Origin of the sequence: Ekhidna sp. (assembly GCF_963691765.1) — a bacterium.
Taxonomy (GTDB): domain Bacteria; phylum Bacteroidota; class Bacteroidia; order Cytophagales; family Cyclobacteriaceae; genus Ekhidna.
The window spans coordinates 4,391,212-4,410,474 of the sequence record NZ_OY829375.1; the positions used below are offsets into that span (position 1 = coordinate 4,391,212).

General features: G+C 36.8%; 21 protein-coding genes. 14 read left to right on the plus strand and 7 right to left on the minus strand.

Translation table 11 applies throughout. The features are described from left to right. Positions 1–34 precede the first annotated feature (34 nt). Positions 35–400, plus strand: coding sequence for a VOC family protein (locus tag ACY650_RS19405; protein ID WP_462250198.1), 366 nt, complete (start codon positions 35–37; stop codon positions 398–400). Between the two features lie 3 nt (positions 401–403). Here the strand turns inward: ACY650_RS19405 and ACY650_RS19410 are convergent, their stop codons facing one another. Beyond that, positions 404–613, minus strand: a complete 210-nt coding sequence (locus tag ACY650_RS19410; protein WP_462250200.1) for an RNA-binding S4 domain-containing protein — start codon at positions 611–613, stop codon at positions 404–406. A gap of 97 nt (positions 614–710) precedes the next feature. Here ACY650_RS19410 and ACY650_RS19415 point away from each other — a divergent pair, with 97 nt between their 5' ends. The 6 genes from ACY650_RS19415 to ACY650_RS19440 all read left to right on the plus strand — a co-directional run bounded on the left by ACY650_RS19415 (position 711) and on the right by ACY650_RS19440 (position 8,757). After that, positions 711–1,037 (plus strand): PadR family transcriptional regulator, encoded by a 327-nt coding sequence (locus tag ACY650_RS19415; protein ID WP_462250202.1) that lies wholly within the window; start codon positions 711–713, stop codon positions 1,035–1,037. Next, entirely contained in the window at positions 1,034–3,655 is a 2,622-nt protein-coding gene (locus ACY650_RS19420) for an ABC transporter permease (protein ID WP_462250204.1), read from the plus strand. Before ACY650_RS19415 ends, ACY650_RS19420 begins: the two co-directional genes overlap by 4 nt. A gap of 16 nt (positions 3,656–3,671) precedes the next feature. Continuing rightward, entirely contained in the window at positions 3,672–6,284 is a 2,613-nt protein-coding gene (locus tag ACY650_RS19425; protein ID WP_462250206.1) for an FtsX-like permease family protein, read from the plus strand. A 32-nt stretch (positions 6,285–6,316) separates the two neighbouring features. Continuing rightward, positions 6,317–7,057: a tRNA1(Val) (adenine(37)-N6)-methyltransferase gene (locus tag ACY650_RS19430; RefSeq protein ID WP_462250208.1), complete on the plus strand. Its 741-nt coding sequence runs from the start codon at positions 6,317–6,319 to the stop codon at positions 7,055–7,057. A 134-nt stretch (positions 7,058–7,191) separates the two neighbouring features. Next, complete coding sequence (locus tag ACY650_RS19435; RefSeq protein WP_462250210.1) at positions 7,192–8,382, plus strand: cytochrome-c peroxidase; 1,191 nt, start codon at positions 7,192–7,194, stop codon at positions 8,380–8,382. 78 nt (positions 8,383–8,460) lie between these two features. Beyond that, entirely contained in the window at positions 8,461–8,757 is a 297-nt protein-coding gene (locus ACY650_RS19440) for a rhodanese-like domain-containing protein (protein ID WP_462250212.1), read from the plus strand. Here ACY650_RS19440 and ACY650_RS19445 read toward each other — a convergent pair. The 3 genes from ACY650_RS19445 to ACY650_RS19455 are packed head-to-tail and all read right to left on the minus strand — an operon-like array spanning position 8,714 to position 10,897. Continuing rightward, complete coding sequence (locus ACY650_RS19445) at positions 8,714–9,613, minus strand: sterol desaturase family protein (RefSeq protein ID WP_462250214.1); 900 nt, start codon at positions 9,611–9,613, stop codon at positions 8,714–8,716. The genes ACY650_RS19440 and ACY650_RS19445 overlap by 44 nt on opposite strands. Positions 9,614–9,654: 41 nt before the next feature. Next, on the minus strand, positions 9,655–10,683 hold the full coding sequence (locus ACY650_RS19450) for a D-alanine--D-alanine ligase family protein (RefSeq protein ID WP_462250216.1): 1,029 nt from the start codon (positions 10,681–10,683) through the stop codon (positions 9,655–9,657). Between the two features lie 7 nt (positions 10,684–10,690). Continuing rightward, positions 10,691–10,897 (minus strand): hypothetical protein, encoded by a 207-nt coding sequence (locus ACY650_RS19455; RefSeq protein ID WP_462250218.1) that lies wholly within the window; start codon positions 10,895–10,897, stop codon positions 10,691–10,693. Between the two features lie 44 nt (positions 10,898–10,941). On the opposite strand from ACY650_RS19455, the gene ACY650_RS19460 reads away from it, so the two are divergent. Further along, positions 10,942–11,364: a hypothetical protein gene (locus tag ACY650_RS19460; RefSeq protein WP_462250220.1), complete on the plus strand. Its 423-nt coding sequence runs from the start codon at positions 10,942–10,944 to the stop codon at positions 11,362–11,364. 26 nt (positions 11,365–11,390) lie between these two features. Here ACY650_RS19460 and ACY650_RS19465 read toward each other — a convergent pair whose 3' ends face one another. Together ACY650_RS19465 and ACY650_RS19470 are read right to left on the minus strand one after the other, a co-directional pair. Further along, positions 11,391–11,957, minus strand: coding sequence for a toxin-antitoxin system YwqK family antitoxin (locus ACY650_RS19465; RefSeq protein WP_462250222.1), 567 nt, complete (start codon positions 11,955–11,957; stop codon positions 11,391–11,393). Then, positions 11,954–12,355, minus strand: coding sequence for a DoxX family protein (locus tag ACY650_RS19470; RefSeq protein ID WP_462250224.1), 402 nt, complete (start codon positions 12,353–12,355; stop codon positions 11,954–11,956). Before ACY650_RS19470 ends, ACY650_RS19465 begins: the two co-directional genes overlap by 4 nt. A gap of 38 nt (positions 12,356–12,393) precedes the next feature. Between ACY650_RS19470 and ACY650_RS19475 the strand changes: the two genes are divergently transcribed. The 4 genes from ACY650_RS19475 to ACY650_RS19490 all read left to right on the plus strand — a co-directional run bounded on the left by ACY650_RS19475 (position 12,394) and on the right by ACY650_RS19490 (position 15,684). Further along, positions 12,394–12,822: a response regulator transcription factor gene (locus tag ACY650_RS19475; RefSeq protein ID WP_462250226.1), complete on the plus strand. Its 429-nt coding sequence runs from the start codon at positions 12,394–12,396 to the stop codon at positions 12,820–12,822. Between the two features lie 69 nt (positions 12,823–12,891). Then, positions 12,892–13,398 carry a DUF4199 domain-containing protein gene (locus ACY650_RS19480; protein WP_462250228.1) on the plus strand — a complete coding sequence of 169 codons (507 nt, stop codon included), beginning with the start codon at positions 12,892–12,894 and terminating at the stop codon, positions 13,396–13,398. Positions 13,399–13,418: 20 nt separating this feature from the next. Then, positions 13,419–14,696 (plus strand): GH32 C-terminal domain-containing protein, encoded by a 1,278-nt coding sequence (locus ACY650_RS19485; protein ID WP_462250230.1) that lies wholly within the window; start codon positions 13,419–13,421, stop codon positions 14,694–14,696. A 109-nt stretch (positions 14,697–14,805) separates the two neighbouring features. Beyond that, positions 14,806–15,684, plus strand: coding sequence for a hypothetical protein (locus ACY650_RS19490; RefSeq protein WP_462250232.1), 879 nt, complete (start codon positions 14,806–14,808; stop codon positions 15,682–15,684). A gap of 111 nt (positions 15,685–15,795) precedes the next feature. On the opposite strand, the gene ACY650_RS19495 is transcribed toward ACY650_RS19490, so the two are convergent. Further along, on the minus strand, positions 15,796–16,182 hold the full coding sequence (locus ACY650_RS19495; protein WP_462250234.1) for a hypothetical protein: 387 nt from the start codon (positions 16,180–16,182) through the stop codon (positions 15,796–15,798). A gap of 73 nt (positions 16,183–16,255) precedes the next feature. Between ACY650_RS19495 and hisS the strand changes: the two genes are divergently transcribed. Both hisS and ACY650_RS19505 read left to right on the plus strand, forming a co-directional pair. Continuing rightward, positions 16,256–17,611, plus strand: coding sequence for a histidine--tRNA ligase (gene hisS, locus ACY650_RS19500; RefSeq protein WP_462250236.1), 1,356 nt, complete (start codon positions 16,256–16,258; stop codon positions 17,609–17,611). A gap of 29 nt (positions 17,612–17,640) precedes the next feature. Continuing rightward, positions 17,641–19,263 (plus strand): gliding motility-associated C-terminal domain-containing protein, encoded by a 1,623-nt coding sequence (locus ACY650_RS19505; protein ID WP_462250238.1) that lies wholly within the window; start codon positions 17,641–17,643, stop codon positions 19,261–19,263.

A 19,263-nucleotide genomic window follows, 5' to 3' on the forward strand; every position in this document is an offset into this window, starting at 1 on the left:
ACACGAACTTACACGAGTCACCGATTCTTATCCAATGAAAAATTGTGTCCAATCTATTCGCACTTTCGTAGGAGCTAAAGATTTTAATCAGTCTAGAGAATTCTATAAAGCTTGGGGCTTTAATGAGATAGTTACTTCACCAAAAATGTCCTATTTCTCAGTAGATAACTTCGGATTTTATTTGCAGGACCATTATGTTAAAGAGTGGGTTGAGAACACCATGCTTTTCCTTGAAGTTGAAAATCTTTCAGATTGTTGGGAGGTTATTAAAGCCAAAAATTTAGAAAAAAAATTTAAAGGTGTAAAGCTGGTCGAACCAACAACTTTCGAATGGGGAAGTGAAGGTTTTGTATATGATCCTTCAGGAGTGTTGTGGCACATTGGAGAGTTTAATGATTAATGCCTACACTATTTCAATTCGACTTCCTTCGAATTCCACTTTATCTCCAGATCTCAATTTCTTTCTTCTCTGTAATTCAACCTTGTCGTTAACTTTTACCATCCCCTCATCAATAAATTGCTTGGCCTCCCCTCCTGACCCTACTAACTGCGTGATTTTAAGCAATTTATTTAGCTCTATAAATTCGTAATCCTGTAATTCGAATGTCTTCATTCTGTAAAATTAATCTAACTATTTCAAGATTAATTCTTAAAAATAGAAACATATCAAATAATATTGCCGTATGATTAACTCTTAAAAGTAGAAAGTAATGAAAGGATACCTTGGTGAATTCGAAGAACTTGTTTTGCTAACCATAGCTAATTTGGCTAATGACGCATACGGTGTAGCAATTCTTAATGACATTTCTGAAAGAGCAAACAGAAAGTTGAGCATAGGTGCACTACACTCAACGCTGACACGTCTTGAAGAAAAAGAATACATCTCTTCATATCTAGGAGAACCAACAAACGAACGTGGTGGAAGAAGAAAACGCTTCTTTGAATTGACGGATAGCGCAGTAGCAGAACTCAATAATATGAAAGCTTTGAGAGATCAGCTTTGGGCAGGATCAAAAATTAATCTTTCCCTAAAATGAACGATAAGCACAAGCCTCCTATTCTAGCACAGCGTCTTTTGAAATGGTTCGCAGGAAGAGCTGATTTGGAAGATATACAAGGCGACCTAGATGAAGTATTTCTTATCAACATTTCGAATGACGGTCATTTCAAAGCATCACTAAAATACTGGCGTCAGACCTTTTCATTACTCTTCTCTTATGGACTAAAGAAGCGGAAATCAAAAGCCGCATACTCTTCATACTACTCAAATAATATTATGGCTATGTTCAAAAATTATTTCAAAATAGCTCTAAGAAGCTTCTATAAGCATAAACTTTTTACTTCACTTAACATCATTGGACTGGCTTTAGGAATGTCAATTAGCCTATTAGCACTAACCATGGCAGTAGCTATTTATCGCTCAGACAATTTGAATCCAAATAAGGATCGTATCTATCAGATAAATACTTATTTAACATCGGATGACGACTCAAACGCTATTGCATCTACATTCTATGCTACAGGAGGATATCTCAAAGATCAATATCCTTTCCTGGAAGAGGTAGTCCGAATTCAATCTGAATTTAGGCCTACAATAAATCATTTTGGTAACCTAATGAACTTCAGAGGCTATTATGCTGATTCACCTTTTCTTGATGTATTTGATTTCGAAATGATCAAAGGAAATCAAAGTACTGCATTGACCAACCCTTTTAGCATAGTATTGACAGAGTCTGTTGCTGAAACCCTATTCAAAGATGTAGACCCAATTGGTAAAATCTTAGAAACAGAAACCGGAGACTTTACCGTCACTGGTGTAATGAAAGACCCTAAGCAAACACATCTCTTTTTTGAAATACTCACCTCGTATGCTACTCTCGAGACATTAGCAGAGGACATTGACCTTTCCAATGACTGGATCAATTTACGAAATAACTATGTCTATGTAATGCTAAAGAAAGATGCGAACGAAGAATCTTTAAAGAAAGCATTGAATCAAACATCAGAAAGAGCTGGAGAATTTCATCCAGACAAGCTAATAGAGCTGGAACACGTTGATCTTGCCAATGTTGTTCCTAGATGGAACATCAGCAATGCATTGGGAATTGGGTGGGATCAACCAAGCATCATGTTTTTCCTCTTTATTGGAAGCTTAGTTCTTATACCTGCAGTGTTCAATTACATAAACCTTTCAATTGCAAGGGCGCTAAAGCGTGCAAAGGAAATCGGTGTTAGAAAAGTTGTTGGAGCAGAAAAATTCCAAATTAAGGCTCAATTCATTATCGAAACCGTTTTGCTGACTTTCATAGCACTCATTGTTTCAATATTGATTTTTCAGCCAATGAAAGCAGAATTTTTAGATTTGGTTTACGCTTCAAAAGTTCTGGATACTTCAATGGGCTTTAGCCAAACATTGGTATTTATATTATTTGCAATATTAATAGGGATTATCGCTGGTATTTTTCCAGCTAAATTTTTCTCCAGGCTTAATCCAATACACACAATAAAAGGTGATGTCAACAATGGAAAGGTGAATGTTTCTGGATTCAAAAAGGGCCTATTTGTCTTTCAGTTTTTTGTATCATTAGTATTCGTTATTGGTGTAGCTACTATTGCCAGACAATATTCCTATGCCTTAAATGCCAATCACGGATTTCAATCGGAGAATGTGCTTACAGTACCATTTAACAGCATTGATAAACAAATTGCACTTAATGAATTAGGGAATCATCCCGATGTTCAATCCATTACTGCTACTTCCAATCTTCCTGGCGTTGTAGTGTCTTCAATGGCAGAAGTAACTCCCAATGATGTTGACACTATGAATGTAAATGAAGTTTTCGTGGGGGTCGACTTTGTCAAAAATATGAAACTGGATTTGATCTGGGGTGATAGTAAGAGCATCGAAAACTCGAATCAGAGTGAAGAAATGGTTCTTGTTAATCAACAATTCATACGAGCATCTGCTGTCTTCAACATTCAAGCAGATTCATTATCATTTACACTGTCAGATGGAACCAAATGTCGAATAGTTGGAATAATGGAGGATGTGAACTACGAACCAATGACAGAAATAATCGATCCATTGTTAATCAGATATTCACTTGAAAATAGCAAATATGCGCTTCTAAATATCACCTCTACCAATATCAAAAAAACCCTCAACGAGCTGGATGATATATGGTCAGGAATCGATCAAAAAACGCGATTTGAGTCTAGTTTTCTAGATGATGAAATTGAAGATGAATATTACTTCGTATCAGTTCAAATCAAATTTTTCACCTATCTAAGCACGTTGGCAATCACCATCTCTTGCCTTGGATTACTTGGAATGGTTTCATACAATACGGAAAATAGAACCAAAGAAATTGCGGTTCGAAAAATAATGGGTGCATCGAACCAGAACCTATACTATCTATTAACAAAAGACTTTATCAGATTAATAATGATTTCAGCACTCATAGCGATCCCGTTCTCCTATGTGTTTTACGATAAGTTGTTTCTCCATTTTTTGATAAGATATGGTTTAGGGCTTGGGGTTTGGGAAGTTTTGATAAGCATCGTATTCCTTTTTCTCGTTGGCTTTATTTCCATCTATTGGCAGACTTCAAAAGTGGCGCGTGCCAATCCTGCTGGTAATTTAAGATATGAGTAGTTGAAATCAGGAACCTATGAAGAAACAATTGCAACCTCCTAAACTGGCAGTAAAGCTGCTCAAATTGATAGCTGGTAAAGCCAATATGGAAGATATCAATGGAGATCTTGATGAAATCTTCTACTATCGTGTAACCAGACAGAGCAAGCTGAAAGCAAATTTTAATTATTGGTTGAATGTCATTTCACTACTCTTTTCTTACGGACTAAAGAAAAGAAAAGCTAACGCTGCATATTCATCATATCACTTCAAAAACTCAATAACAATGTTTAAGAACTATTTTAAAATATCTATCCGTAACCTTAGAAAACAAAGAACATTCACAATCATCAACGTTCTGGGTTTATCTATCGGTATGTCGATCTCACTTCTTGCTTTAGCAATGTATGTCGAGCTAAAACAATTTGACACGTATCATGATGATGCAGAAAACATCTATCGTGTAACTACTGAGATAACATACTCAGGAGATAAAGAAAAATACTCCTCCGCTCCCCCAGCCCTCACTCACAGAATGGAGTCCGAGATACCATCCATTTATAAATCTGTTCACATTAATTCCAGCTTTACAGCTCTTATTGATCACAATGGAAACAACATTCGGACTTTTGGATATTATACCGAACCTTCATTTTTCGAGATGTTCTCCTTTGAACTGGAGTCAGGCGATCCTTCTGTTCTAAACCAACCAGGATCAATAATTATTACTAAAGAGCTTGCGACCAAACTATACGGAGAGCGTTCGCCTATTGGACTCATTTTGCAAACCGAAGAATGGGGACAACTTCATATCGCAGGAGTATTAAAGGCCTTTCCTAAGCGTACCCACTTACGATTCGATGTGTTGGCTGGCTTCAACCTCAACCATAATTTTAATTCGAATTTTAAATCCTCAGAATGGATATCTTTTACTGACAACTACTACTACTTTGCTGCTGAAGAAAATAGCAAAGGTCAAATTCTGAGTGATCTGAGGAAAATTGGTGCGGCCGGAATTGATGCTTTCCAAGCTGAAGATGAGATCGCAAAGTATGAATTACAGGCTCTTCTTGATATTACTCCAGGAGAATTGATTAATGATAGTATAGGCATCCAATTTGAAATGCCAATTATGCTTCTATTCTTTGGCATTTCACTGCTCATACTTGTTCCAGCTTGTTTTAATTACTCGAATATGTCAATTGCAATTGCTTTAAAGCGAGCAAAAGAAGTCGGTATTAGAAAAGTAATGGGTAGCTACCGTCAACACATTATCAATCAATTTTTAGTAGAGACTGTCCTCATTTGCTTAATAGCTGTTCTAATATCAGGCGTAGCATTCGTAAAAATAAAAAGCGAATTCACAAGCATGGTAATCGGTGGAACATCGCTGGTTTTCGAAATCACTCCAACTTTAATCTCAGTATTTATCGGATTCGCTATTCTTACAGGTATCCTTACAGGTCTAGCTCCTGCTGTATACTTCGCTAAAATCTCACCCATTCAAGCGCTAAAATCAGACGGCTCAGGAAAAGTTAGCATTTCAGGAATCAGGAAAGGGTTACTCGTATTTCAATTCGCCTTAACGCTATGCTTCATGATTGGCATTGGAGTCCTCTTAAAACAATATCAAGACAGTAGATCATTCGAGCTTCCCTTCTCAACAGAAAACACCTTTATTGTTTATACACAAGGCACAGATATTCAATTACTTAAAAATGACTTAATAAATCAGTCAAAAATTGCGGAGATAAGCTTTAGCTCAAGTATCCCTGGAACTTCACTCAGTAGAAACAAATATGTTTTTGACCGTTCGCTTCAAGACTCAATTAGAACTAAAGAAGTATCGATCGATGAACAGTTTATAAATCACATGAATTTAAATTTCACATGGGGGAAAGGCATTAGCGAAGGAGGTCAACAAATAGAAGAAATTGTGGTTAACCAGGAAATGATGCGAAGAATGAAACTGGTTAAGTTTCAAGACACAACATTCGTTTCTCTAGGTGACAAATATGCTCGAATTGTAGGTGTTATTGAAAATTATAACCACGAGCCTCTCAATGAAAGCATTGAACCTATGATTTTAAGAATAAACCCTGAAGCATTGGCGTACGCAATTGTATCTGTACCAAATGAAAGTAAAATTGCAAATTCAAATTATCTTCAAAGTCGTTGGGATAAGCTATATCCAAATATCCCATTTAAGGCCACATTGCTAGAAACAGAGATTGATAATGCCTACGATTTTTTCATCATTGGACTTAAAATATTTGGCTTCTTAGCGATGCTCGCTATCACAGTTTCTTGTCTTGGCCTGCTTGGCATGGTAGTATACGCCACTGAAAACAGAACTAAGGAGGTGGCTATTAGAAAGATACTTGGAGCATCTAAACAAAGTCTATATAAAACACTGGCACGCTTGTTCATAAAACTCTGGTCAATTGCTTTGATAGTTGCCATTCCAGCTTCTTATTTATTTTATGACAAATTTCTCGTATCGTTATACAACAAATTTGGAGATGGAGTAGGTATTCTAGAAATCTCATTAAGCGTACTTCTTACATTATTACTAGGAGGAAGTGCCATAATATGGCAAGTGAACAAAATATCCAATGTAAACCCTGCAGATAACCTTAGGTATGAATAGAAGCATATTAGGGCTGAGCGTATCTTAGCCAAATGCCGAATGATTATTTCCAATTCAAGCAATTCAAAATAAATCAAGCATCCGTTGGTATGAAGGTCACTACCGACGGATGTCTCTTTGGAGCTTGGGTAGCCAATGAAATAATGAACCTTGAAGAAGAGCCTCAACGTATATTGGATATAGGATCAGGTACCGGTCTTCTATCTTTGATGATCGCGCAGAACACATTCAACTCGCAAATAGATTCAGTCGAGAGTAATTCGCAGGCATTTCGCAAATCGCAAGAGAATTTCAATTCATCGCAATGGGCAAATCGGCTATTGTGTACACATACAAAAGTCCAAGATTACAATTCGGGAGCGTACGATATAATAGTTTCCAATCCACCATTCTTTAAAGAAAGTGAGAAAGGGCAAAATCCAAACAAAAACCAAGCAGTTCATGCAAGTGACTTGGATTCCAAAACCTTACTGAATCATGTCATGAGATTGCTGTCACCAGATGGCATCTTTTATCTACTCTACCCTGAAAGAGAAATGAATGATTTTATAACATTCGCAAAAGAAAATGGCCTATACCTAAGCAAACTTGTAACGGTTAAAAATCAGACAGTCGGTAAAGTCTTTAGATATATGGCTGCATTTAAATCGTCGAATATCAAATCAGAAAAAATAGAAATTGTAATTAGAGAAAATAGTGGACAGTATACTGCTAAATTTTGGTCACTGATCAAAGAATTCTATTTAGAATATAATGCCCCGAAAGCCAATTGATTAGATTTTGACAACAAATCTTATCTTAATAATATCTTATTTCATCATGTTATAATTCAATTACATCGAAGTGCTTATACGAATGCCGAGGGTTTATCATTTTAAAAATCGTCTAAAACAAAAATCAAAATGATATGACTAAAAATTGTCTCTTTATACCCCTTACGGCAATACTTCTAGCGTGTAGCGATAATGATTACGAAGCCGAGTTACCAGTTGTAACAGATCAAGATGCTATACTGGCACAATTCGAAGGTAGAATCGATTTGACAGATCTACCAAATTATGCAGATCAAGATATACCAGAATACATCTCTAAAGATAACACTGAGGATAACCCAATCACAGATCAGGGTGTTGTCTTAGGCCGCGTGCTTTTTTATGACAAGAATCTTTCAAGCGACAATACCATATCATGTGCAAGTTGTCATCAACAAGCATTTGCTTTTAGTGATGGTGCTGTAGCATCTCAGGGTGTCAATGGAACTACTGGCCGACACTCGATGAGATTGGTCAATGCTAGATTTTCAGATGAAGAAAATTTCTTTTGGGATGAGCGTGCGAGCACACTTGAACAACAAACTACACAACCTATTCAGGATCACATCGAAATGGGTTTTAGCGGGAATGAAGGAGATGAAGATATTACAGCTTTATGTGAAAAACTTGAATCACTCGCTTACTATAACGAACTATTCACCTTTGTTTATGGTGATGCTGAGATCACCGAAGAGCGTATGCAGAATGCATTAAGTCAGTTTATTAGAAGTATCCAATCTTTTGATTCTAAATATGATCAGGGGCGTTTACTCGCCGGAAACAACAACGCCAATTTTTCAAACTTTACAGACGAAGAAAATATTGGAAAATCACTTTACATGGAAAGACCCGACTTTGATATGAATGGAGTTAGAATCAGTGGTGGATTAGGATGTAATACGTGTCATCGGGCTCCTGAATTTGACATTGATCCTAATAGTCGAAATAACGGAATTATCATTTCATTGTCAAATCCTAATGAATTGGATGATGATGTCACAAGATCGCCTACGTTGCGAGATCTTTTTAATTCAACTGGAGATGCTAATGGACCAATGATGCATACTGGCTTTACAGAAGATTTAGGCATTGTGCTAGAACACTACAGCAATATCCCTGATAACATCGCTGGAATAGATCGAAGATTAAATCCTAGAGGAAACGGTCAAAATCTTGCTATGACTGAAGAAGAAAAAAACGCAGTTATCGCTTTTATTAAAACTCTTTCCGGTAACGATGTTTATACCAATGAAAAATGGAGTGATCCATTCAGTTCAGGTAATTAAAGTGTAGATCTTTAACCGTTCGTAAGTGGTAAGAATTTGTCACTTACGAATGGTTTAATAATTTTGAAAAAAAAGACCATGCTAGGAATATTTACCGGAAAAAATAAAAAAATAAAGAAGTTCTTAAAGGAAGATGCTACCATCGTTGATGTTCGTTCTGAGGTAGAATTTGAAGGTGGACATATTAGAAAATCCATTAACATCCCTTTAGAGAGCTTACCAAAGCAAATTGGCTCATTAGATAAAAACAAACCTGTAATCACTTGCTGTGCATCCGGAATCAGAAGCGGTTCGGCAAAGAGAATGCTAAAAGCGCAAGGGTTCGAAGTAATTAACGGTGGCGGTTGGATGAGTCTCGAGAGACACGTCCTATAAACCCATGCGTAATTTGCCCTCCAAAAGTTTGAGGAAATTCTTCATCTCCCGGAAATCCAAGTTCAACATCCTTTCCATCCGATGGGATGTAGCTGGTTTTAAACAAATAGTCCCAAATACTTAACGTCAATCCAAAATTCACTCCGTATCCACGTTCCTTTGGCAGTGTCTTCGCATGGTGCCAAATGTGCATCTGAGGATTATTAAAAACGTATTTTAGTAGTCCAATATTGAGCTGAAAATTAGAATGGTTGAAATGACCAACTGCCAAAGTGAAAATATGAATGACAAAAAAGTCTCTTAACCCAATTCCAATCAAAGCCAGAGGCAAATATTCTATCGTACGGTAAACAACAGTTTCCATCCAGTGAAATCTCAGATGAGCAGCAAAACCCATCTCTTTTACACTGTGATGAACTTTATGAAACTCCCATAAAAATGGAACACGGTGAAGTAACCGGTGTGTCCACCACTGCACAAAATCTCTAACAAAAAAGCCTAACAACAGATGAGCCCAAGTTGGCCAACTCATAACTTCAAAAGCCAATAAATTTTTTATTCCTAGAGAAGCTAAAGTGCTATTAAAAAACTCGACCACTACATTGGATGCTGCATTAAATATGATCAATGAAAAAATGAAAAAATTGAAAAACATATAGAATAAATCCAACCAGAAATCCTTTCTAAATCTCGATTGATTTTCTCTCCATGGCTTCATCCACTCTAACGCAAGAAAAAATAAGGAAACAGCTATTAGCCAGTAAAAATAATTATGCCAGCCTGGCATCGATATTTCATTCATAAGGTAGTTTGCATACCCTGTATAAGAACCTTTTATCAACTCCCAATAATCCATGAAGTATAAAGTTAAAAGTGGAGTCTATAGTTCAAAAGTATTTATGAATTATGACGTTCTATGGATAGGTTAATCAATTGATCAAGAAGTTCAGAATATTGAAGTCCCTCATATTCCCAAAGCTTTGGATACATACTAATGCTGGTAAATCCAGGTATGGTATTTATCTCATTTACATAGATATCTCCTTCAGTGGTTAAAAACATATCAACACGAGCCATCACTTCACAATCAAGAGATTTATATGCTTCAATGGCTTTTATTTTCAGTCCCTCAAGATATCGTTCATCTATTTGAGCTGGTATTCTAACCTCAGCGACTGAACTAGAATCATATTTCTCTTCATATGAGTAAAAATTGCCCGAAAGTACTTCGCCAACTATGGTCGCTTTTGGTGATCCATTGCCTAAAACAGCACACTCCAATTCCTTCCCTTCAATTTGTCTCTCTACAAGAACTTTTCTATCATATTTGAAAGCATCATCTACTGCAGATAACCATTCTTCATTGTTAGAAACACGACTAACACCAACAGAAGATCCCATATTGGCAGGCTTTACGAAAACGACTCCACCCAAAGCATCTTTTATTTCATCATAACTAGGTACCTCTTCACCTTTTTGAATAAGTATCCAATCTGCAACCATTATCCCAGAATCTCGAAGCAATCTTTTCGTAACATCCTTGTCCATTGAAGCTGAAGATCCAAGTACGTCTGGACCCACAAAGGGAATATTTAGAAGTCTAAATAACCCCTGAATCGTACCATCTTCGCCGTTTGGTCCATGTAGAATCGGGAAGATAACATCAACCATTCCAATCGACTTACCATTTTGATTAAACGGTTCTTTAGACCCTGGTGAAATTGATAAGAGATAGCCTTGGTCCAATATCTCATTCCCTGCTATATCCGCTCTTTCAATAAGCCTCCATTCCCCTCTTTGATTGATACCTACTAGTATCACATTATACTTTGTGGAATCTAGCGCATTCAATACGTTTCGCGTGGATCGTAATGAAATTTCATGTTCTGGTGATTGTCCACCACATAGAATTACAAGATTCTTCATAGAGTTATTAATATATTTCACGAAGCTCAAAATCTTCGCCCTTACCAAATTTTATAAGATCACTCATGAGATAATTTTCCAATGAAAAAAGGTCCCTGAGCTTATAGTCGTTTCTTCCTAAAACCTCAATTAAAACAAACTCACTCTTCTCACCATAGTTAATAAGCCGGTATTTTTTACCAACCCGCATACTTGAAAACGCCATTCCTGCCATATAGAAGACAATATTATTGCGATGATTTGATATATTTTTACAATATGAAGAAAATAGTTCCATTCTTATTGATATTGAGCATTTGGATGATCGGATGCAGTGATGATGATAATACTGGTAATTTCATTGGTATATGGATTGCAACAAGCGAAACAATCAGCAATTGTCAAGAGGAAGCCAGAAATGGTACCGATCCACTCACTTGTACAGATGTTTCATGTTATAAATTGGAGTTAAATTCAGACAATACCTATTCGTTTCAAAGGGGATTGGCAATAGAATCTGGAAATTGGAGTGGTGGCAGCAGTCTCGAGTTATGCATGGATGAAGAAGGGGAGATAATTTGTGAAAGATTTGGAGTACAGTTTAGCGGTATAAGTTTGATATTTACTACAGATTCTACTACTTCAGGTTGTATCTCAACATTTTTCTTCAATCCTGAGGTAGCAACTGATACAATTCAATAAAATTTAAACTTGGCGATCAGCGGCAATTAGTCGTTGATAAGCTCCCCCATCTCGTATTCATATTCAATGGTAAGATTGCCTTGCTCATCAAACCAACGAGCAGTACCATCAATTTTACCATTAATCATGTTTTTCTCTTCCATTTTCACCCCATTGGCATAAAACCTTTCTTGCAGTCCATTAGGTAGATCTTCTGAGTAGTGCCTCCGTTCGATTATAGTTCGACGGCTGTAAACAAGATATTCTCCGCTCAACTGATCATCAAAATAGGAAGCTTTTATTTGAACATATCCAGTATTATCAAAAACAAGCTGAACTCCCTGCTTTCTCCCCTTATAATATGATGTGATTGATTGAAGTCTACCATCTGCTCCGAAGCTTGTCCAAGTACCATGATATTGCCCATTTAGAAAGTCACCTTCACCTATTGTGATATCCCCCGACTTTAAAACAGCCTTTTGAAGGCCTGGAATCCCAGAATAATCTTGAAGAATAGCTCCACCAGGAATCTGGCTATCACCAAGAACATCCAAACTATTTGAATCTCCACAGGCAATCAAGAAGATTGCCATAATCCAAATGGCTTTTTTCATTTTTTACCAATGATTTTAGGTAGCACTTCTGTCAGGATTTTGTCTTTATTGTGGACTACCACAAAAAGGCCACTCAAGAAAACTATTAGTGCATAATAGAAAAGCTGCCCTTTATCCTCCATTATTTCAATCCCTAAAATTGTAAGATGCATTCCAATAGCGCCTACCATTAGACCAACAGCTAAAATTCCTCCTGCCCAGGCAGTTCTAGGGATTAACAGTAAAATAGATGCAATCAATTCAAGTATACCAATAAGCCACCTTCCCCATGGCTCCATGCCAACCATGTTAAAAATGTACATTGATTCGGGAGAACCAGTAAATTTGAAATACAGTGTCTGCCCCATTATAAAAGCAGCAGCAATTCTGGCGACGATATAAGCGATTTTTCTTAACATTAGGAGTGAAATTTGGTAGCTGAAAATTAAAAAAGAATTTGAAAAAGCTTCATAAGTTAAATAGAATCTACTGGATATACGGAGGTGTAATGGGTTTATTAATGATCATTCTCCAAGTTATTCAATACAAAACCATGGTACGGGAATTTAACTTGGATTTCTATGGAGCAAGCATAGGAATACTCTTCCTTATTTTCGGTATTTGGCTTGGATCAAGCATTTACAGGAGAAAAAGCACCGATAAATATGATGGCGATAAACTGGGATTAAGCAATCGTGAATTAGAAGTTTTGGAACTCTTAGCTCAAGGATTATCCAATCAAGAGATAGCCGATAAACTATTTGTTTCTTTAAATACAGCTAAAACCCACATTTCAAATATCTATTCAAAGCTAAACGTGAAACGTAGAACTCAAGCCATTCAAAAAGCACGTGATATGGCATTGATTGATAGCCCAAAAGAATGAATATTGTTAAATCACCCGAAAGGATGAGCTTAAAGTCCTCAAATTCTTCGTGGTTTGAAAATAAAAAACATGAAAACTAAAATTGCTTTTAAATACGGATTAATAAGTGGTGGCCTGATTGTAGGATCTTGGTTTCTTACAATTGGAATGAGTGAAAATCCTGACTTCGCTCTTGGTGAAATAATTGGCTACGCCATAATGCTTGCAGCGCTTACAGCTGTATTTCTTGGAATCAAGAGAATTAGAGATGAACAAGGTTCGCTATCGTTCAAAGAAGCATTTCTAAACGGTTTAGGAATAACTCTTGTAGCCTCAATAATTTATGTCGTAGGCTGGATGATCTATATGCCAAACTTTGCTCCAGAGTTCGTTGACAAATACCGAATATCTCAAATAGAATTAATAGAGCAGTCAGATGCGACTCAAGATGAGAAAACAAAAGAGATCAATGAAATGAATGAGTGGATGGAAAGCTATGAAAAACCACATGTAATGGCAGCAATGACCTTTACAGAAATATTTCCTGTTGGTCTTATTGTCACGCTTATTTCATCCTTGATTTTGAAACGGAAATAGATTCTATCTAACTTTCCTGCATGATTAAAAAACTAGCTATTGCCTTCTTATCTGTGCTAATTTTAAGCTGCAGTTCATCTTCTGAAGAGCAAAGACAGAAAATTCCTGATGGTACGTATAGACCATCAGGTTTTCATGCGTTCATAAACCATGGACAAGGCAATTATCCAGTCAGCCTTGTTAAGGCAGATACATTGTATCATCTATTTTATACAACCGGTACTGATGAATGGGGACACCTCAGCAGTACAAACCTGCTCTCCTGGACACCTGAAATATCCTTCCCTACTAAAACGGAAGGCATCGGTGAGGTGATTTGGGATACAAGAAACTTCTCTGGATTAAATGCTGAATGGTACTCATTTCAAAATTTGGATGGAGCTATCCATATGAGTTACAGCGTTAACGGCTTACAGTGGGATGAGTATACAAATAATCCTGTAATCCAATCAGAAGGGATCCCAACAATTATCTGGAATGATGATTTAGAAATTTGGATACTTACACTTTCCAGTGGTAATAACATCTCTATTCATACTTCGACTAATTTGATTGAGTGGCAAGAAAAATCCTCAATAGCTGCAGCTATAGATATAAGCCGCGCAGCCTTAATGAAGCAAAACGAGCAATGGGTATTACTAATGCAGGGAGAGTCCCTTTACTATCAATTGGGTGATTTTGATGGCGAAACTTTTAGTAGTGATAGAGCAATTGTTAACTATGAAGGAGTAGTTGCAAGCAAAGGAGCAATACTTAAAACAAACGATGAGGCAGTTTTTCTGGCAAAAAATATATCTGACCATGAACAGCTTCCAACATTCACCACCCCAAGATCAATAACATTAGATGATGAAGTTTTAAAACTATTCCCCGCTGAATCATTTAGCAATGAGATAGTTGGAAAAAGAAGAGCTAAGCTAAATCGACTATTTACCGATGGGCCTTCATGGTACAGCTTTTATGCTAACAGAGCATTCAACAAAATGGAAATCGTAATTACTGATAACTCATCTGAATTGCGTATTACTTGGAACAAATCAGAAAATAACATTAATGTAAATGGTTCAGCTCTTGCATCGGAGAATGTATCAGAAATATTATTAGCATCTGACTATTCGCAAGAAACAATAACTGTGGATATATTAATTGATCATGCCTCAGTAGATCTATTTCTGAACAAAGGAGCTTTTGCAACTACTATCCTTACATTCCCAGACACTTTTTTCTCAAAGGTGGAAGTGTTTTTAGATGATGAAATGTACGACGCTAACGGAGTTTTATATGATATCGGCATCTAGTAGAAGCCCAATGGTTTATTTACAAAACGCCTTATTTTTAATCACACAAGAGGGTCATTTTAATTCAAAAAACATTAAACTTGACCTAAGAACCGACAAAAAATAACCTATGAAGTCATCGACGAAAACCTTATTCATTTTAACACTAGCCGCGCTAATTGTCGGTTGTAGTGGGTCTACATCCAATGAGAATGAAAAATCTAAGGAGGAATTACAGGAAGAAAAAACTATTCATGACTTAGAGAAACTCTTGGAAGATCTCCCTGATCCATCATTAGTTCCTTTTACTTTAAAGTCTATCGGTGCAGAGTTTGATAAAGCCCACATCAATGCACTTGATAGAATAGAGTCATACAAAAGCAATAGAGATAAAATGGCTTTAAATATGGGTATTTATGCATCTGACATTAGTTACCTAGCTGCATACGGACATGAAGAAGATTGTATCGATTATTTAAGAGCTTCACACGGCATGGCAGAATTCTTAGGTGATTCGGCTATTTATAATGAAGATGATCTGAATGAATTTAGAGGGCACATTGCTTCACAAAATGAGGACGAAATTTCTCGTATTCTAGGAAGACTCTTTTTAGAAACTAGCTTAAAAATGGAGGAAGATCACCATCTTACTATGGCTGGCCTTGCTTTGACTGGAAGTTTCGTAGAAGGATTGTATCAAGCTGTAATAACCTTAGAGTCTTTTCCTGACACAGAGGAGAATCAACTTCTTCTTGAACCATTAGTGAAAATTGTACTTGGTGAAGAGCAGGCCTTGCTAGATATAATAGAAGTACTTGAAGACCTCCCTTTTGACGATACTATTGCAGATATGATTACCGAACTTTCCATACTTGACAGACTTTACAAAGGAGATCTTCAAGACATTGAAGAGAAAATGGAAAGTGATCCAGACTTTATTTTGACCAAATCTTCAATGAGAGATATTACCTTAGAGGTGAAAGGTATTAGAAAGAGAATTACTGAATAATACCCATTTTCACCTAATCACCTAAGCACTGACTTTGTTCAGTGCTTTTTTTATGCATAAAAAAACCTTCCGCAATGGGAAGGTTCTTGTTTGGCTTGATAATAAGGATAATTACTTATCCTCAGTCTTTTTAGGAGCTGCCTTCTTTTTAGGAGCTGCCTTTTTAGTTTCTTTCTTTTCAGCTTTTGGAGCTGCTTCCTTTTTCTCAGCTTTAGGAGCTGCTTTTTTAGGAGCTGCCTTTTTTGCTTCTTTCTTCGGAGCCTCAGCAACCTCTGCTTTTTCAGCTTTTGGAGCCGCCTCTTTTTTAGGAGCTTCAGCTTTTTCAGCTTTTGGTTCAGCTTTTTGCGATTTTGCTTTTTTGGCAAATTCAGCCTTTATCTCTTCAATGTCGACGTTTTTGATTGAAGGAACAGTATTTAAACGCTTCATAGTGTTTACTCTGCTCTTAGCGACATTTTTATTTTTTCGTCCTTTTCTTTCTAATCTTGTTACGGCCATTTTCTTGGTCTTCTTACTTGAAATGAGCCGCAAATTTAGGTTATTATGTAGTTTTGTCCAAAACGAATTCTCAATGTCTAAAAGTAAGCCTTCTCTACCAAGAGGTACTCGTGATTTTGGCCCTGAAGTTTCCGCTAAACGCAGCTTCATTATTGAAAAAATAAAACAAAACTTTATCCGCTATGGCTTTAGTCAACTAGAGACTCCAGCTATGGAAAACTTAAGTACTTTAACTGGTAAATATGGTGATGAAGGAGATCAACTACTTTTTAAAATCCTAAACTCTGGCGACTACCTCAGCAAAACTTCTGAGGATGACATTAAAGCAGGAAGTAAGCACCTGACTACCAAGATCAGCGAGAAAGGTTTACGGTATGACCTAACAGTACCTTTTGCCCGATTCGTAGTAATGAATCAAAATGATATCTCCTTTCCATTCAAACGATTTCAAATTCAACCAGTTTGGAGAGCCGACAGACCTCAAAAAGGACGCTACAGAGAATTCTACCAGTGTGATGCCGACATCATCGGTAGCAATGGAATTTGGAATGAAGTAGAACTCACTCTTTTGTTCAATGATGTTTTTGATGATTTGAAACTTAAGGATTATGTGATCAAGGTTAACCATAGAGATGTTCTCTTTCTTCTTGCCGATCATGTTGGACTAAAAGAAAAGGCCATACCATTTTGTGCTGAAATAGATAAACTAGACAAAATAGGAAAGGAAAAAGTTATTGAAAATGTTGTTGCACTTGGGGGAGATAACAACAAAATTCAGGAAGTTATGGAGTTATTTTCTATAAGTGACCAGCAAGAAATAGTCACCAAAATAGAGGAATTAGATCCTGAAAATAAGGGCGTAAAAGAAATTAAGTTGTATTTCGAAAACCTTGATCAATTCAACAACAAAAATCTTCAAGTTGAATTAGACCTATCCTTGGCAAGAGGTCTCTCCTATTATACAGGGCTAATCTATGAAGTAAAGCCAACAAGCGTAAAGATGGGCAGCATTTGTGGTGGTGGAAGATATGATAACCTCACAGGAGTATTTGGACTTAATGGTATTTCGGGAATTGGAATTTCATTCGGGTTAGATCGTATTTATGATGTGATGGAAGAATTAAGCCTTTTCCCAGAGCAAGTCACTCAGCCATTAGATATTTTAATTGTTCATTTCAGCGAAGAAAATCTAAAGCATGGTCAAAAGGTTGTAATGGATTTAAGAGCAGCTGGCTTAAGAGTTGACCTATACCCCACCTCTGATAAGATAAAGAAGCAGTTTAATTACGCTGATAAAATACAAACACCGTTTACACTTATAATTGGTGATAATGAGATGGAGTCTGGGGAGTATATGCTCAAGAACATGCAATCTGGCGAACAAAATCCTATGAAAGTGGATAAAATAATACAGCATTTTAAAGGTTAACTTTACAGAAGTTGTTCTCAAACCGATAAATGCGCTGCTGGAGTTACATTCTATTACTCTTTTTAGTACCAATTATTTCTAAAGCTCAAGTCTTTAGTAGTAAAGGCCGATTCTCTGTTGAATTCGATAGAGGGTGTAGTCCAATGACTGTAAATATCACAGAACATGACACTTTTGGTGCAATTACAAGGCAGTACTACTATTTTGAAGGTGCTGGAATCACGAACAGTCAAACATTCACCTACCAGGATCCAGGAGTTTATCAAATTGTGCAAGTAATTGGAGAAGATGATGTTGAAGACAAAGCTGACACACTATTTGTAGAGGCATTTGCTTCAAGAAAACCTATCATACAATTAGAGAAATGTAACGGATTTGAGGTTTCTGTAACGTCCAATGACAGTTACTATGACAGCATTAGGGTTTATTTTAACACCACAGACTCTGTTACCTTATTAAATGCACAGTCTGCCACCCATACCTATTCAAGCAATCAAAATCAGGCAATTGGTATAAAAGGGTTCTTTGACAATGCAGATGAAGTGTGCTCTACCTTCTTTGAAGAAGTAATACCGATCCCCTCTCTTAATTCTCCTACCATTCAAAATGCATCCATAAAAGAATCGTGTAAAGACGTCTACACGCTCTACTTAACCTTAGATGCAATTGACACACTTACTAATTACCGGATAAACTTATCTCAATCAGGTACTACAACCGTCTTCGATGGTTTTTTAAGCGATACAAACTTAGTATTTGGAGACGTTCCTTTCTCAAGAGATAGTTATTGCATTAACGTCGAGGCTTTTGATCCATGTAATGGCTCATCAGTTTTTAGTGATGATTTTTGTGCAGAATCCTCAGACCTTTCCTTATCTCCATTTGAATCTCTTTATTCGTCTTATGATAGTTCTGGCGTATTTATAAACTTAGACAATGTAAATTCTGGGGTTTTTCAGATTTATAGAAGACTTGAAAATGATCCATTCGAGTTGCAATCCTCGCAAACGGGGTCTTTCACAGACATAATAGGCTCTAATGGGAGGAAGTACTTTTACAAAATCGACTATGTAGATAGTTGCGACCAAATACTATATACCGCTGAAACGAATCCACCATTTGTTAGTACATCTCTGGAGACAACCAATCAATATCGGGTAGAATTCGTTCCTCCAAATAATTCACTGAGTGACATCCCGGAAAACCGCTACCAATCTGGAAATGATTTCTCTCAAACTGAAGATGTTATTCCATCACAAGAATTCGTCGTGCAATTGAATTCAAAAGATGGCAGCCCTAGACAATTCATTACAGCAACATCTGCGTATGCCGATGGCACTACATTAAAGTCAAACGCAGCTACAGTACGGTACGAATTAGTGGTTTATGTACCCACAGCCTTTACACCGAATGGTGACGGCCTCAATGACACACTCGAATTATTTGGACTTCCCACTGAAGTTGCTACAACAAATATTTACTCCAGATGGGGACAACTCATTTACACGTCTGATCAACCCTCTCCCGGTTGGGATGGTACATTGAATGGATCATTGGTGAGTGAAGGAACTTATTTGTATGAAATAATCTTTGAAACAGCAGACGGAAATAAAAGGAAGCAAAGAGGTACTTTTGCATTGATAAAAAAATAA

Coding starts and splice junctions, on each gene's coding strand:
- ACY650_RS19405 (WP_462250198.1), top strand. CDS start 35: ATGAAAAATTGTGTCCAATCTATTCGCACTTTCGTAGGAGCTAAAGAT.
- ACY650_RS19410 (WP_462250200.1), bottom strand. CDS start 613: ATGAAGACATTCGAATTACAGGATTACGAATTTATAGAGCTAAATAAA.
- ACY650_RS19415 (WP_462250202.1), top strand. CDS start 711: ATGAAAGGATACCTTGGTGAATTCGAAGAACTTGTTTTGCTAACCATA.
- ACY650_RS19420 (WP_462250204.1), top strand. CDS start 1,034: ATGAACGATAAGCACAAGCCTCCTATTCTAGCACAGCGTCTTTTGAAA.
- ACY650_RS19425 (WP_462250206.1), top strand. CDS start 3,672: ATGAAGAAACAATTGCAACCTCCTAAACTGGCAGTAAAGCTGCTCAAA.
- ACY650_RS19430 (WP_462250208.1), top strand. CDS start 6,317: ATGCCGAATGATTATTTCCAATTCAAGCAATTCAAAATAAATCAAGCA.
- ACY650_RS19435 (WP_462250210.1), top strand. CDS start 7,192: ATGACTAAAAATTGTCTCTTTATACCCCTTACGGCAATACTTCTAGCG.
- ACY650_RS19440 (WP_462250212.1), top strand. CDS start 8,461: ATGCTAGGAATATTTACCGGAAAAAATAAAAAAATAAAGAAGTTCTTA.
- ACY650_RS19445 (WP_462250214.1), bottom strand. CDS start 9,613: ATGGATTATTGGGAGTTGATAAAAGGTTCTTATACAGGGTATGCAAAC.
- ACY650_RS19450 (WP_462250216.1), bottom strand. CDS start 10,683: ATGAAGAATCTTGTAATTCTATGTGGTGGACAATCACCAGAACATGAA.
- ACY650_RS19455 (WP_462250218.1), bottom strand. CDS start 10,897: ATGGCAGGAATGGCGTTTTCAAGTATGCGGGTTGGTAAAAAATACCGG.
- ACY650_RS19460 (WP_462250220.1), top strand. CDS start 10,942: ATGAAGAAAATAGTTCCATTCTTATTGATATTGAGCATTTGGATGATC.
- ACY650_RS19465 (WP_462250222.1), bottom strand. CDS start 11,957: ATGAAAAAAGCCATTTGGATTATGGCAATCTTCTTGATTGCCTGTGGA.
- ACY650_RS19470 (WP_462250224.1), bottom strand. CDS start 12,355: ATGTTAAGAAAAATCGCTTATATCGTCGCCAGAATTGCTGCTGCTTTT.
- ACY650_RS19480 (WP_462250228.1), top strand. CDS start 12,892: ATGAAAACTAAAATTGCTTTTAAATACGGATTAATAAGTGGTGGCCTG.
- ACY650_RS19485 (WP_462250230.1), top strand. CDS start 13,419: ATGATTAAAAAACTAGCTATTGCCTTCTTATCTGTGCTAATTTTAAGC.
- ACY650_RS19490 (WP_462250232.1), top strand. CDS start 14,806: ATGAAGTCATCGACGAAAACCTTATTCATTTTAACACTAGCCGCGCTA.
- ACY650_RS19495 (WP_462250234.1), bottom strand. CDS start 16,182: ATGGCCGTAACAAGATTAGAAAGAAAAGGACGAAAAAATAAAAATGTC.
- hisS (WP_462250236.1), top strand. CDS start 16,256: ATGTCTAAAAGTAAGCCTTCTCTACCAAGAGGTACTCGTGATTTTGGC.
- ACY650_RS19505 (WP_462250238.1), top strand. CDS start 17,641: ATGCGCTGCTGGAGTTACATTCTATTACTCTTTTTAGTACCAATTATT.